The organism is Scandinavium sp., from assembly GCF_051650185.1.
GTDB lineage: Bacteria > Pseudomonadota > Gammaproteobacteria > Enterobacterales > Enterobacteriaceae > Scandinavium.
Genome location: NZ_JBOFIN010000071.1, coordinates 24,103 through 37,680 on the forward strand (window position 1 = coordinate 24,103; position 13,578 = coordinate 37,680).

16 protein-coding genes are annotated in these 13,578 nt (G+C 52.9%); 6 read left to right on the forward strand and 10 right to left on the reverse strand.

From position 1 onward, the window contains the following. Nucleotides 1-40 precede the first annotated feature (40 nt). From fdnG to fdhE, 4 genes are read left to right on the forward strand one after another with little or no spacing between them, the layout of a single operon-like run. Complete coding sequence (gene fdnG / locus ACRCWW_RS08980; protein ID WP_438682105.1) at nucleotides 41-3,091, forward strand: formate dehydrogenase-N subunit alpha; 3,051 nt, start codon at nucleotides 41-43, stop codon at nucleotides 3,089-3,091. A gap of 12 nt (nucleotides 3,092-3,103) precedes the next feature. Continuing rightward, entirely contained in the window at nucleotides 3,104-4,006 is a 903-nt protein-coding gene (fdxH, locus tag ACRCWW_RS08985) for a formate dehydrogenase subunit beta (RefSeq protein ID WP_330984197.1), read from the forward strand. After that, nucleotides 4,003-4,638, forward strand: coding sequence for a formate dehydrogenase cytochrome b556 subunit (gene fdoI, locus ACRCWW_RS08990; protein ID WP_438682106.1), 636 nt, complete (start codon nucleotides 4,003-4,005; stop codon nucleotides 4,636-4,638). The genes fdxH and fdoI overlap by 4 nt, the downstream gene beginning before the upstream one ends. Then, nucleotides 4,635-5,564: a formate dehydrogenase accessory protein FdhE gene (gene fdhE, locus ACRCWW_RS08995; RefSeq protein WP_438682107.1), complete on the forward strand. Its 930-nt coding sequence runs from the start codon at nucleotides 4,635-4,637 to the stop codon at nucleotides 5,562-5,564. The genes fdoI and fdhE overlap by 4 nt, the downstream gene beginning before the upstream one ends. Before the next feature lie 32 nt (nucleotides 5,565-5,596). On the opposite strand, the gene nadS is transcribed toward fdhE, so the two are convergent. Together nadS and ACRCWW_RS09005 are read right to left on the reverse strand one after the other, a co-directional pair. Next, complete coding sequence (gene nadS, locus ACRCWW_RS09000; protein ID WP_438682108.1) at nucleotides 5,597-5,887, reverse strand: NadS family protein; 291 nt, start codon at nucleotides 5,885-5,887, stop codon at nucleotides 5,597-5,599. Beyond that, on the reverse strand, nucleotides 5,888-6,199 hold the full coding sequence (locus tag ACRCWW_RS09005) for a type II toxin-antitoxin system RelE/ParE family toxin (RefSeq protein WP_438682109.1): 312 nt from the start codon (nucleotides 6,197-6,199) through the stop codon (nucleotides 5,888-5,890). Between the two features lie 239 nt (nucleotides 6,200-6,438). On the opposite strand from ACRCWW_RS09005, the gene ACRCWW_RS09010 reads away from it, so the two are divergent. Further along, nucleotides 6,439-7,347: an alpha/beta hydrolase gene (locus tag ACRCWW_RS09010; protein ID WP_438682110.1), complete on the forward strand. Its 909-nt coding sequence runs from the start codon at nucleotides 6,439-6,441 to the stop codon at nucleotides 7,345-7,347. A gap of 27 nt (nucleotides 7,348-7,374) precedes the next feature. Here the strand turns inward: ACRCWW_RS09010 and ACRCWW_RS09015 are convergent, their stop codons facing one another. The 8 genes from ACRCWW_RS09015 to ACRCWW_RS09050 form a co-directional block, all read right to left on the reverse strand. Beyond that, nucleotides 7,375-7,740 (reverse strand): type II toxin-antitoxin system VapC family toxin, encoded by a 366-nt coding sequence (locus tag ACRCWW_RS09015; RefSeq protein WP_438682111.1) that lies wholly within the window; start codon nucleotides 7,738-7,740, stop codon nucleotides 7,375-7,377. A gap of 3 nt (nucleotides 7,741-7,743) precedes the next feature. Beyond that, on the reverse strand, nucleotides 7,744-7,974 hold the full coding sequence (locus ACRCWW_RS09020; protein ID WP_438682112.1) for a ribbon-helix-helix protein, CopG family: 231 nt from the start codon (nucleotides 7,972-7,974) through the stop codon (nucleotides 7,744-7,746). Nucleotides 7,975-8,170: 196 nt separating this feature from the next. Beyond that, nucleotides 8,171-9,112 (reverse strand): fatty acid biosynthesis protein FabY, encoded by a 942-nt coding sequence (gene fabY / locus ACRCWW_RS09025; protein WP_330984191.1) that lies wholly within the window; start codon nucleotides 9,110-9,112, stop codon nucleotides 8,171-8,173. Between the two features lie 44 nt (nucleotides 9,113-9,156). Then, nucleotides 9,157-9,594 (reverse strand): D-aminoacyl-tRNA deacylase, encoded by a 438-nt coding sequence (gene dtd / locus ACRCWW_RS09030; protein ID WP_438682113.1) that lies wholly within the window; start codon nucleotides 9,592-9,594, stop codon nucleotides 9,157-9,159. Then, complete coding sequence (locus tag ACRCWW_RS09035; RefSeq protein WP_438682114.1) at nucleotides 9,591-10,463, reverse strand: virulence factor BrkB family protein; 873 nt, start codon at nucleotides 10,461-10,463, stop codon at nucleotides 9,591-9,593. The genes dtd and ACRCWW_RS09035 overlap by 4 nt, the downstream gene beginning before the upstream one ends. Then, complete coding sequence (gene yihX, locus ACRCWW_RS09040) at nucleotides 10,457-11,056, reverse strand: glucose-1-phosphatase (RefSeq protein WP_438682115.1); 600 nt, start codon at nucleotides 11,054-11,056, stop codon at nucleotides 10,457-10,459. Before yihX ends, ACRCWW_RS09035 begins: the two co-directional genes overlap by 7 nt. An 82-nt stretch (nucleotides 11,057-11,138) precedes the next feature. Then, nucleotides 11,139-11,609 carry a hypothetical protein gene (locus ACRCWW_RS09045; protein WP_438682116.1) on the reverse strand — a complete coding sequence of 157 codons (471 nt, stop codon included), beginning with the start codon at nucleotides 11,607-11,609 and terminating at the stop codon, nucleotides 11,139-11,141. After that, nucleotides 11,609-12,349, reverse strand: a complete 741-nt coding sequence (locus ACRCWW_RS09050) for a winged helix-turn-helix domain-containing protein (RefSeq protein ID WP_438682117.1) — start codon at nucleotides 12,347-12,349, stop codon at nucleotides 11,609-11,611. The genes ACRCWW_RS09045 and ACRCWW_RS09050 overlap by 1 nt, the downstream gene beginning before the upstream one ends. 545 nt (nucleotides 12,350-12,894) lie before the next feature. On the opposite strand from ACRCWW_RS09050, the gene ACRCWW_RS09055 reads away from it, so the two are divergent. Further along, nucleotides 12,895-13,512, forward strand: coding sequence for a helix-turn-helix transcriptional regulator (locus ACRCWW_RS09055; protein WP_438682118.1), 618 nt, complete (start codon nucleotides 12,895-12,897; stop codon nucleotides 13,510-13,512). The last annotated feature ends 66 nt before the right edge of the window (nucleotides 13,513-13,578 follow it).

Consider the following 13,578-nt stretch of genomic DNA (forward strand, 5'->3'; position numbering starts at 1 on the left):
TGAAGGCGACGGGGAGCAATGTCGAAACAAGGAGCGACCCATGCAGGTCAGCAGAAGACAGTTCTTTAAGATCTGTGCTGGCGGTATGGCAGGAACCACGGCAGCGGCACTGGGCTTTGCCCCCAGCATCGCGTTGGCGGAGACAAGGCAGTACAAACTGCTACGGACCCGTGAAACCCGTAATACCTGCACTTATTGTTCTGTCGGTTGTGGGCTGTTGATGTACAGCCTCGGCGATGGAGCAAAAAACGCCAAAGCCTCTATTTTCCATATTGAAGGGGACCCGGACCATCCGGTCAACCGTGGTGCGCTCTGCCCTAAAGGCGCAGGACTGGTGGATTTCATCCATTCCGAAAGCCGCCTGAAATTCCCTGAATACCGTGCGCCAGGCTCCGATAAATGGCAGCAAATCAGCTGGGACGACGCGTTCGATCGCATCGCGAAACTGATGAAAGCTGACCGAGACGCCAACTTCATCGCACAGAACGCCGAAGGCACCACCGTCAACCGCTGGCTCTCCACCGGGATGCTTTGTGCTTCTGCTTCCAGTAACGAAACCGGCTATTTAACCCAGAAATTCTCCCGCGCGCTCGGCATGCTCGCGGTGGACAACCAGGCACGCGTCTGACACGGACCAACGGTAGCAAGTCTTGCTCCAACATTTGGTCGCGGTGCGATGACCAACCACTGGGTGGATATTAAGAACGCCAACCTGATTGTGGTGATGGGCGGTAACGCCGCTGAAGCGCATCCGGTAGGGTTCCGCTGGGCGATGGAAGCCAAAATCCACAACGGTGCGAAACTTATCGTTATCGATCCGCGCTTTACGCGTACGGCATCGGTGGCGGATTTCTACACCCCGATTCGTTCCGGCACTGATATCACCTTCCTGTCAGGGGTGATCCTCTATCTGCTGAACAACGAAAAAATTAACCGCGAATACACTGAGGCGTATACCAACGCCAGCCTGATCGTGCGTGAAGATTATGCGTTCGAAGATGGTCTGTTCTCCGGTTACGACGCCGACAAGCGCAAGTACGACAAAACCAGCTGGAACTATGAGCTGGATGAAAACGGTCATGCGAAGCGCGATACCACCCTCACCCATCCACGCTGCGTGTGGAACCTGCTGAAGGAGCACGTTTCCCGCTATACGCCGGAGATGGTCGAGAACATCTGTGGTACGCCGAAAGCGGACTTCCTGAAAGTCTGTGAGTACATCGCCGAAACCAGCGCCCACGATAAAACCGCGTCGTTCCTGTATGCATTGGGCTGGACACAGCACTCCGTTGGTGCGCAGAACATCCGTACCATGGCGATGATCCAGCTGCTGCTCGGTAACATGGGGATGGCAGGCGGCGGAGTTAACGCCCTGCGTGGTCACTCCAACATTCAGGGTCTGACTGACCTTGGTCTGCTGTCACAAAGCCTGCCGGGCTACATGACGCTGCCGAGTGAAAAACAGACCGACCTGCAAAGTTATCTGACCGCCAACACGCCAAAACCGCTGCTGGAAGGCCAGGTAAACTACTGGGGCAACTACCCGAAATTCTTCGTCTCAATGATGAAAGCGTTCTTCGGGGATAAAGCCACCGCAGAAAACAACTGGGGCTTTGACTGGCTGCCGAAGTGGGACAAAGGTTACGACGTCCTGCAGTACTTCGACATGATGTACAAAGGCCAGGTGAACGGCTACATCTGTCAGGGCTTCAACCCTGTCGCGTCGTTCCCGAACAAAAACAAGATTGTGGCTTCGCTTTCTAAACTGAAGTTCCTGGTCACTATCGATCCACTCAACACCGAGACCTCGACGTTCTGGCAAAACCACGGCGAGTCTAACGATGTTGACTCCTCGAAGATCCAGACTGAAGTCTTCCGTCTGCCCTCCACCTGCTTCGCCGAAGAGAACGGGTCTATCGTGAACTCCGGCCGCTGGTTGCAGTGGCACTGGAAAGGCGCCGACGCCCCGGGGATTGCGAAAACCGACGGCGAAATTCTGGCGGGTATCTTCATGCGCATGCGTGAGATGTATGCCAAAGATGGCGGCCCGGCACCAGAGCCTGTACTCAACATGACGTGGAACTACTCCACGCCGGATGAGCCTGCGTCTGAAGAAGTGGCGATGGAAAGCAACGGTAAAGCGCTGGCGGATATCACCGACCCGGCAACTGGCGCCGTTATCGTTAAAAAAGGCCAGCAGCTGACGTCGTTCGCGCAGCTGCGTGATGACGGCACCACCTCAAGTGGCTGCTGGATTTTCGCAGGCAGCTGGACGCCAGACGGCAACCAGATGGCGCGCCGCGATAACGCCGACCCGTCGGGCCTCGGCAACACGCTCGGCTGGGCATGGGCGTGGCCGCTTAACCGCCGCATTCTGTATAACCGTGCTTCCGCTGACCCGCAGGGTAAACCGTGGGATCCGAAGCGTCAGCTCCTGAAATGGGACGGCGCGAAATGGGGCGGCGTGGACATTCCAGACTACAGTGCCGCCGCACCGGGCACCGACGTTGGGCCGTTCATCATGCAGCCGGAAGGGATGGGACGCCTGTTCGCTATCGATAAGATGGCAGAAGGGCCGTTCCCGGAACACTACGAGCCGTTTGAAACGCCGCTCGGCACCAACCCATTGCACCCGAACGTTATCTCAAACCCGGCCGCACGCGTGTTCAAAGATGATATGGAAGCGATGGGCAAAGCCGATAAGTTCCCGTACGTGGGCACCACTTATCGTCTGACCGAGCACTTCCACTACTGGACCAAGCACGCGCTGCTGAACGCTATCGCGCAGCCGGAACAGTTTGTGGAAATCGGCGAGAAGCTCGCGGGTAAACTCGGCATCAGCCATGGCGATACGGTGAAAGTCTCCTCCAACCGCGGCTACATCAAAGCCAAGGCGGTGGTGACCAAACGTATCCGCACGCTGACGGTTGACGGAAAAGCCATTGATACCATTGGCATTCCAATCCACTGGGGGTATGAAGGCGTGGCGAAGAAAGGCTTTATCGCCAACACGCTGACGCCGTTCGTTGGCGACGCCAACACCCAGACGCCGGAGTTTAAATCCTTCCTCGTGAACGTGGAAAAGGTGTAACGGAGACGACTTATGGCTTATCAATCGCAAGATATCATCCGTCGTTCCGCGACTAACGGTTTCACCCCCGCGCCTCAGGCGCGGGATCACCAACAGGAAGTGGCGAAGCTTATCGACGTGACCACCTGTATCGGCTGTAAAGCCTGTCAGGTGGCCTGTTCGGAGTGGAACGACATTCGCGACGAAATCGGCAGTAACGTCGGCGTGTACGACAACCCGGCCGATTTAACCGCGAAGTCCTGGACGGTGATGCGTTTCTCCGAAGTGGAGCAAAACGACAAACTGGAGTGGCTGATCCGTAAAGATGGCTGCATGCACTGCGCCGACCCGGGCTGCCTGAAGGCATGTCCGTCAGAAGGGGCTATCATTCAATATGCCAACGGTATTGTCGACTTCCAGTCTGAGCAGTGCATCGGCTGTGGCTACTGCATCGCAGGCTGTCCGTTTGACGTACCGCGCCTGAACCCGGAAGACAACCGCGTCTACAAATGTACGCTGTGCGTCGACCGTGTGACGGTGGGCCAGGAACCGGCCTGTGTGAAAACGTGCCCAACTGGCGCGATCCACTTCGGCTCGAAAGAGGACATGAAAACCCTCGCGGGCGAACGTGTGGCAGAGCTTAAAACGCGCGGTTACGACAACGCTGGTCTGTACGATCCGGCGGGCGTTGGCGGCACTCACGTGATGTATGTTCTGCATCATGCCGACAAACCGACGCTCTATCACGGCTTGCCGGAGAACCCGGAAATCAGCCAGACCGTTAAGTTCTGGAAAGGCATCTGGAAACCGCTCGCCGCGGTCGGCTTTGCGGCGACGTTTGCCGCCAGCATCTTCCACTATGTCGGTGTGGGTCCAAACCGCGCTGAAGAGGAAGAGGACAATCTGCATGAAGAGAAAGACGAGGTGCGCAAATGAAACGTCGTGACACCATCGTGCGCTACACCGCACCGGAACGCATCAACCACTGGGTCACCGCCTTCTGCTTCATTCTGGCGGCGGTGAGCGGGCTGGGCTTTTTCTTCCCGTCCTTTAACTGGCTGATGCACATTCTCGGAACACCGCAGCTGGCGCGCATTCTGCACCCGTTCGTCGGGGTGGTGATGTTTGCTTCCTTCATCATCATGTTCTTCCGCTACTGGCACCACAACCTAATCAATCGGGATGATATCTTTTGGGCGAAGAATATTCGTAAGATCGTCGTCAACGAGGAAGTAGGAGACACCGGGCGCTATAATTTCGGCCAGAAGTGCGTGTTCTGGGCGGCAATTATCTTCCTGGTGTTACTGCTGGTGAGCGGCGTCATTATCTGGCGGCCGTACTTCGCGCCAGCGTTCTCCATTCCGGTTATCCGCTTCGCGCTGATGCTGCATTCATTTGCCGCGGTAGCGTTAATTGTGGTTATTATGGTGCATATCTACGCCGCCCTTTGGGTTAAAGGCACCATTACCGCGATGGTGGAAGGATGGGTCACCCGCAGTTGGGCGAAGAAACATCACCCGCGCTGGTACCGTGAAGTCCGCCAGAAACAGGAAAAATCGACCGAATGAGTATTCGCATAATCCCTCAGGATGAACTGGGGAGTAGCGAGAAACGTACGGCGGAAGCAATTCCGCCGTTATTATTCCCGCGACTAAAGAACCTCTACCACCGCCGGGCGGAACGCCTGCTGCAGCTGGCGCAGGAAAATCCACTGGGCGACTATCTGCGTTTTGCCGCGCTGATTGCCCACGCGCAGGAAGTGGTGCTGTACGACCATCCTCTGCAAATGGACTTGACCGCGCGCATCAAAGAAGCTGCCGCCCAGGGCAAACCGCCGCTGGATATCCACACGCTGCCACGCGACAAACACTGGCAAAAGCTGCTGCAATCAATGATTGCCGAGCTGAAACCCGAGATGAGCGGCCCTGCGTTATCGGTTATCGAGAATCTGGAGAAAGCGTCGGATCAGGAACTGGAAGCGATGGCCACTGCGCTGTTTGCTTCAGAATTTGCTTCCGTCAGCAGCGACAAAGCGCCGTTTATCTGGGCTGCCCTGTCGCTCTATTGGGCGCAAATGGCGAACCTGATCCCAGGCAAGGCCCGCGCTGAGTATGGCGAGCATCGCCAGTTCTGTCCGGTGTGCGGCTCAATGCCGGTGTCCAGCGTCGTGCAGATTGGTACGACGCAAGGGCTGCGCTATCTGCATTGCAACCTGTGTGAATCCGAGTGGCATGTGGTGCGCGTGAAGTGCAGCAACTGCGAGCAAAGCCGTGATTTGCATTACTGGTCGCTGGATAACGAACAGGCTTCCGTCAAAGCGGAAAGCTGTGGCGATTGCGGCACTTACCTGAAGATCCTGTATCAGGAAAAAGACCCGAACGTCGAGCCTGTGGCCGACGATCTCGCCTCGCTGGTGCTGGACGCGCGCATGGAGCAAGAGGGCTTTGCCCGCAGTTCCATCAACCCGTTCCTGTTCCCGGGCGAAGGGGAATAATTGTGTGAAAGCCGGGTGCGACTGCACCCGGTTTATTGTGCCAAAGCGGCAATCACATTGACCGGATCGTTCGCAATGGCGCGCAATAATGCTTTTGCAGGCCCGGTAGGAGAACGCCGACCTTGTTCCCAGTTCCTCAGCGTATCGACGCTGACAGAAATCAGACTGGCAAAACGCGTTTGAGAAAGCCCCGAAGCGTGGCGAATTTCTTTGATTTTCATGGCATCGACTTCGAAAACACGAGAAGGCTCACGAGTGCCGTCCACAATGTCGTTCATCTCTTCCATGCTTTTCGTTAAGCGTTCAAAAAGTGCCTTATCCATTTACCACCTCTCATTGAGTTTGCGCAGGATGGCTTTATCTTGCGCTGAAAAATCATCCTTCAGGCCTTTACGGTAGATCAGCAACAACCGAATCTCTTCCGCACGAGAGCGGTAGTAGTAAATCACCCGCACCCCGCCGCTTTTCCCTTTCCCGTTTGCGGCCCAGCGAACCTTTCTTAGCCCACCCGTTCCCGGGATCACCTCCCCGCCTTCCGGATGAATCGTGAGAAAACATTGGAACTGCCTGTACTCCTCTTCGGCAAGCAATTGCTCCACGTCTTCCGTAAACATGCTTGTTTCAATAAAGATCATAACAGTACGCCATTGGCTTAGAGTAGCATAATTAAACAGTACGTCAATGACGTACCCCACGTTTAAATACGCTACCGCTAATTGACTTAAAATTCGCGTAATTCAGGATGAAATCACTTAGGTTTTTCGATTTTTGCGTACAGCTTTCCAGATCCTGACATTGCCTGGTTTTGGTTATTTTCATCACTACAAATCCAGGCTATAACACTGGATATCCAAACAGCAAAAAGGAATTGATGATGGCGCTGGAACAAGGTATTGCGGAACTGGTGAAGGACTTTATTGCCGCTGGCCGTCCCTCCCCAAGGGAACAAAGTATTGATGATCGGAGAAAGGGTTATGTGGCAAGTACGGTGCTTGCCGGTGAAATTGAAACCCGCGTGCAGGTTAACGATGTTGAGCTTGAGGGCATGCGTTTTCGTGTTGTGTCCCCAAAAAATGTGACGAGTCCTCTGCCTGCGGTTATCTACTATCACGGCGGCTGTTTTGTTAGCGGTGGGTTCGCCACACACGACAACCAGCTGCGACAGATGGCTTATCTGGGTCACTGTCATGTCATCGCCGTTCAATACCGACTGGCACCTGAACACGGTTATCCCGCAGCGCACGACGATGCTGAAACGGGTGCAAACATAGTCTGGCGAAATGCCCGTCAGTTTGGTATCGATGCTGCCCGTATTACCCTCGCTGGCGATAGCGCTGGCGGCCATCTGGCGCTGGTGACCGCCCTTCGCCTTAAAATCGAAGCACAATGGCAGCCTGCAAAACTCATTCTTATCTACCCCATGCTCGATGCAACGGCGAGTTTTGCGAGCTATACCCGTAATGGTGAAGATTACGTGATTACCCGCGATACGCTTTTGAGCGGGTATGAACTCTATCTCGGCACGCTTGGGCGTATGCATCCTGAAGCCAGCCCTTTATGGCGTGAAGACTTATGTGGCCTGCCGCCAGTCCACATCATCACCGCAGAGTACGACCCGCTCTGTGACGAAGGGATGGAATTGCAGCAACGTATTCAGGCGCAAGGCGGCGAGTGTTCCAATGCACACTACCCCGGCGTGATACACGGCTTCTTTCAGTTAGGGGGGATCAGCGAGTCGGCGCGGGAAGCAATGAAGGACGTGGCCCGTGAAATAGTGCGCTGATAACCGGGTGCGACTGCGCCCAGCTTGTTAATACGGCGTTTTCACGCCGATGATGCCAGCAAAATCTTTGGTATTTCGGGTGATGAGGGAACAATTTCGTACCTGAGCACTGGCAAGAATAATGGCATCGGGGAGTTTCATCCCGTACTCCGCCCGAAGCAGTACACTCCTTTCAGCGACCACCTTCGAAATATCGATGATTTCAAACGCTCCCAATACCGCAGCCGTTTTCGCTTCCTGACCGTATTTTTTAGCCCCCACCATCACCTCCATCCAGGATATCAGGCTGATCGCACGATGTGCTGCCCCCTGCTCGATGGCTTCCGCTGCGCAAGTGCGATTGTTCAGGAGATCGATGAGGATATTGGTATCAAAAACTGCCATACGTTCCATGAACTACCACTCCTCACGCAGCTTACGTTCATATTCAAGTCCTTCTTCAATGCGATCTCCCCATAGGCCCAACCCTTCGCGAATGGCCGATAAGCTTTGTGTATCCAGATACTGCTCTACCGCTTCACGCAATAACTCTGCACGTGGTTGGTTACGCAGCTGTTTGAGGCTATCCAGTCGTTGCAAAACATCATCTGAAAGATCGAGCAATATTCTTCCCATCGTTAATTCCATTAGTGCGCCCACATATCACCTCAGTATATCAGAATCGGTTAGTTTTCACGCACAATACACAGACAAAAAGAAAGGGTAAAGGTGATTTTTGCAGCAGAGATCAATTTTGCGAGGCGCTTTCCAGCAAATTGAAAATGAAAATGTTTTTGCAGAATTGGACATAGCCCACCGCATCGACGCAGTGGGCTGAGGGGCGTTACTCTTCTTCGTTCCCGCCCTCTTCCAGCGGCCCGAAAGGTTTTGCCGGCAGCACAATGTAGATGCCTTCGAAAATCGCGCCAGAGGTTTCATCGCCAAACAGCTCAACCTGCAATTGAACGCGTGCTTTGCGGCCACGAGCCAACCTGTCGAGGTCACCGCTTAATGAGCCAAGGTCGGCAATCGCGCTGGGTTTTCCACTGATTGGATTGCTGTAGCGAATATGCGCGTCCGCCAGGATGATGGTGCCGCCCAGATGGCGCTCGCGCAGCATCAGCCAGATGAGGCCCCAGCCTGTCAGTGTGGCGAGCGAAAACAGGCTGCCCGCGAACAGCGTATTGTGTGGGTTCTGGTTACCGATTTCCGGCATGGTGGTGATAAATTTCTGCCCGGTGTATTGCTGAATGCGAACGCCCATTTTTTCGCTCAGGGGAATGTGTTCATACCAGGCTTGTTGCAGCTGCCCACACCAGTCGCCGCGATGCAGAATATCGTCCAGCGTGGCGACAGGTTTAATCATCAGGAAATGGCGCACGGGTGTGGTTTGCGGAGTAGTAATTTCGCCCTGATTCACAAAGCCCAGCTTGGCAAAAAACTCGACGGCGTCTTCACGCGCGCTACAGGTGACGCGTTTTACGCCTTCCTGACGCGCCACTGATTCGAGCGTCATCGCCATCAGCGTACCCAGGCCTTTATCCTGCACGGCGGGGTCTACGGCCATAAAGCGAATGGACGCTTCGTAATCCGCGTTAATGTACAACCGCCCGACAGCGACCAGATTGCCCGCTTCGTCGACCACCATTTGATGATGCGCCATGGCATCCCAGGCATCGCGCTCGGAGCCTTTAGGCTGATGCAAGGGTTTGCGCAGCATCTCCCAGCGAAACTGGTAATAACGCTCTAACTCTTCTTCCGTTTGCGGTACTCGAAGGTGATACATAGCGGAACTCTCTTTTGCGGCCCGCGCCCAACCGGCATGAAGACTCATACCTGTAACCAGAAGGTCACGGGGCCATCGTTAACCAGTGACACCTGCATATCGGCAGCGAAACGCCCGGTTTGGGTGTGCATTTCCTGCTGACGGCAACGTTCAACAAAGTAGTCGTATAGCGCTTCTGCTTTCTCGGGTGTCGCACCGCGTGAAAACCCCGGGCGCATGCCGCGTTCGGTATCTGCCGCCAGAGTAAACTGAGAAACCACCAGCACGCTGCCACCCGCCTGCTGAACATTCAGGTTCATTTTGCCGTCGGCATCGCTGAAAATTCGGTAGCCCAGCACGCGCTCACAGAGGCGATTTGCTTTTTGCTCGTCGTCTTCTTTTTCGACACCCAATAGCACCAAAAGTCCCTGGTCAATTTCTCCCGTCACCTCTCCCTCCACGGTGACGCTGGCACGGGTTACGCGCTGAATTAATGCGATCATGGTTGCTCGTCTTGTTCCTCGCGTGCAGCGAGTTTGAGTTTTCGGTATTCCCCGAGAGTGACAGTTATTTCCGCGCCAAGCAAGACGATGCACCACGTCCAGTAGACCCAAACAAACAAAATGGGAATGACCGAAAGCACGCCATAAATCAGCTGATACGACGGAAAGGTGGTGATGTAGAGGGCAAAGCCTTTCTTGCCAAGCTCGAACAACAATGCGGCGACCAGCGCCCCGACGACGGCATCACGGTTCAACACTCGCGTTGTCGGCACAATGCTGTAAAGCAGCCAGAACGACATCCACGAAAGCAGCAACGGAAAGATTCGCAGCACATTATCGATGACACCATTAAGCTCGCTGGCCCAGCGCAGAGAGAGCAAATAGGAGCTTATCGCCAGGCTCGCGCCCGCCAGTAACGGCCCAAGCGTGAGGATCATCCAGTAGACCGCAAAAGAGTACACTTTCGGCCGCACCCGCTTGCTCCGCCATATCGTATTGAGCGCACTATCAATGGCATACATCAGCAACAGCGCGGTGACGATAAGCCCACAGGCACCGACGGCGGTCATTTTGTTGGAGTTAGCCACGAACTGTTCGATGTAACGCTGGATGACATCGCCAGTGGCGGGCAGAAAGTTGGCAAACACGAAATGACGTAACGTCACGCTGACGTCAGAAAACATGGGAAAAGCGGCGAACAGGGCGAAGATCACCGCGATTAACGGGACTAATGAAAGCAACGACACATAGGCCAGGTTTCCGGCCAGTGTCGTCATATGGTCTTCATCAATCCGCCGCCAGAGTAACTTACACCAGGCCATCAGGGGCCCAGGATATCGGCTGGCTTTTTGATGAACGGTTTTTAACATAGCTGCTTCGCGAAATAGTCCGGGATCGTTTCTTTACCGCTCACCAGAATGCTGGTGATCCCCAGCTGGTTAGCCCTTTCTATATTATCGGCGTTGTCATCGAAAAAGACCGTATCGCTGGCTGAAAATCCTTCTTTCTCCAGCACCTGTTGATAAATACGCGTTTCGGGTTTACGCATTCCCATCTCTTGCGACAGATAAATATGATCGGCCGCAGCGCGAACTTCCGGATATTCATCAGGCCAGAAAGTGGTATGCAGCCGGTTGGTGTTCGAAAGCACCACCACGCGATGACCCTGTTCACGCAATTTGTGCATGATGGCGATCGCTTCCGGGCGCAGACCAACAAATATCGCCTGCCAGCCATGGGCAAACTGTTCGTAGCTCAGGGGCAAATCCATTTCATGGCAAAGCGCTTGTGCGAAGGCTTCGTCGCTGATTTCACCACGCTCATGCTGATGGAAAGCTTCGCCCATGACAAAATTCTGTTTCAGCGTCGCCAGCGGCACACGGCTGAAATCACTCCATGCGCCAAACACCCGGTTGAAGTCGATGTCGACAATCACATTACCTAAATCAAAGATATAGAGCATGATCCTCTCCTTTTGCGTCATGGAAAAATAACTGTAGCGGGAAAGGAGCGGTTTGACTACGTCTCTCTTGCAGAACCCCGGTTCACCGCTTATGGCAGTAAAGCGAGGGGACATTGGAGGTCGCAAATATCCAGGCTTCGGTATAGTCATCAATCAGCAGGCTAAGTTGTCGGCCTGGCTTATCGTAAAATGCTGGCAGTGTGCCGCTAAGGTCATCTGCGCTTGCGGTATCGGCGAACGTCTTCACGACTCGTGTATTTTGCAGAATATGAGCGCGGTTTTGCTGCTCATAGCTGAAGTAAACATTGCGGCTGATTCGGGAAACGGTGTCCCCCTCACCCTGCAACTTACCATTAATGGTTACCACCCCCTTATGTTGCTCCATCCGCCAGGACAGGGTTCCGGCAAAACGTTTGTTAGCAATCTCCCACACCACATTGCCCACGCAGTCGAGACGCTGCGGCGCAAGCCAGGCGTGCCACAACCAAAGTGCGGAGAATGCCGCCATCATCAGTGTGACAGCCAAAAATGGCACCTTGAGTTTATTCTTCATCACTCTTCCGTCCAGTAATAATGAGAGGCACAAACAGCCGTCGCTTCTTTTCTGGCATCTTTATTACAGACGAAAGCGGCAACACGCTCTGCGTGGCGATGCCCGGAAATAAACACATGGCTACCAGCGACACAGAGTTCAGGGTGGCTGTCCAACATTTTCAGGCTGCGCGTAGATAAGATTTCATTGGCGGCATGATAAATTTCACACCGTTCTTCAAGACGTAAGTGTAAGGAAGAAGGGATAAAATTTTGGAATGGTAGCTCCGGTTGTAAAAAATAGCCTGCCAGCCACATCGATATAATCGCAGCCCATAACAAGGAGGCGCCATAAAGCCCCCAACGGGATTTTATTTTCCGCAGGGGTAAGGGCTTCTTTTCCTGAGAAATTTGCTCCTGTTTTTTTACCCGCGGAATTTTCTCTACGGTCGTCCTGTCATCCAGAATCAAACCACGCCGAGAAATAGTTTTTACCGTCTCACGGGACAACCCAACGTCAGCCAATGCGTTACGTAACGTTAAAATAGACTGATAAAACGTATTCGGTGTCGTCACTTCATTTCTCGCCCCCCACCCCACTTTCAATAAAGTATTTTGAGAAGCAATTTCATTTCTGTTAGCGATTAAATAGAGAAGGCAAAGTGATGCAGGCAGTTGCAGATGGACATCTTTGCCTGTCTGTCGATTCGTCATCCTTTTGAGATCGGGATCGAACTCGACCTGTTGATTAATGAGATACATTCTCACCTCCTGAATAATGCACGTCCTTTGCAGCTACGCTAAAAATGAAGGTTCCGGCGTCATATTTAAATACGTAATTAAGACTAATATTTAAGGCTCAGAATAATGACTCTGAAATAAGAAAAATAAGTTCATGCAATACAATCAGTTATGAAACGTTAGTCTTAGGTGACGATCAGGTGTGTTTAGCTAAAAAGATATCAGTACCTTTCCATTCCCGAACTCACTACATTTTAAGGCATGCCAGAGACCCACATGGCGTGCAGGCAGAGCCCGCACTCAGGGCTCAAAATCTTTAACCATTCGTGCTATTTGCCCGAATTAAACAATCTCGCGTATTGGTAATATTGTCCTGGATGAGAGCAACAACATCCCAAATCATTCTGTTAGCACATGACCGGTAGCGTGGGGGTTTCAGGAGTAGATCAGAATTTATTGCGCCATTAGTTCCCTATAGAAATTAGGTATTCAGCAACTATTTATTCGTGAATTGACACAGTAATCGACCAATGAAATATTGCAGCGGACCCATGACAGGAGCCAGGATGATGATAAAGCCATCACAACATGACATTCATTGTATTGGCTGCGAACACTCATGTCAGATTTATCCAGAGGCGGTCCTTCGCTCGCAATACTGCGGACAATCCTCTTTTGCGATCTGGCCTGAGGGAAATCTTTTTTTACAACAGGGGATACTTACAAAATTAAGGAAGGAAAATAACAGGTTGTCATGTGGGTTTATCTTTGTCGACTTTTCCCTCCCCTGGCTACGCGATTTTACCGATGCTAAATGGATCGATGATTTAATTAAAACAGGCATGCGTATTGTCATTATCACTGATAATCACTTGCGGCCACTGGCAAATTACTGGATATCCCGAAGCAATAAAATCCATGGCATTCTTTATGCCAGTGATGACGATGATATACAGCGAATGAAAATAAGACGTTTATTCACTGGGCGATTGGCACTCGATCGCCAGGGAAGAATGCTTAATTATTCGGAAGTGATGCTCCTCAGCCGTTTTATGTCTGGAATATGCACGCAAGGGATTATTAGCATAGATAAGATTGAAACGAAGAAAGTTTACGTCCGCAAATACCGACTGGAGAAAAAACTCGGGTTCACCGTTCAACAACTCATATCACGCGTTTTATAAGCCAATACATTCATTTTCTTCGCGTTTATTTCTGCGCGGGTGACGCTACGCCTGAAGGAAGGAGGC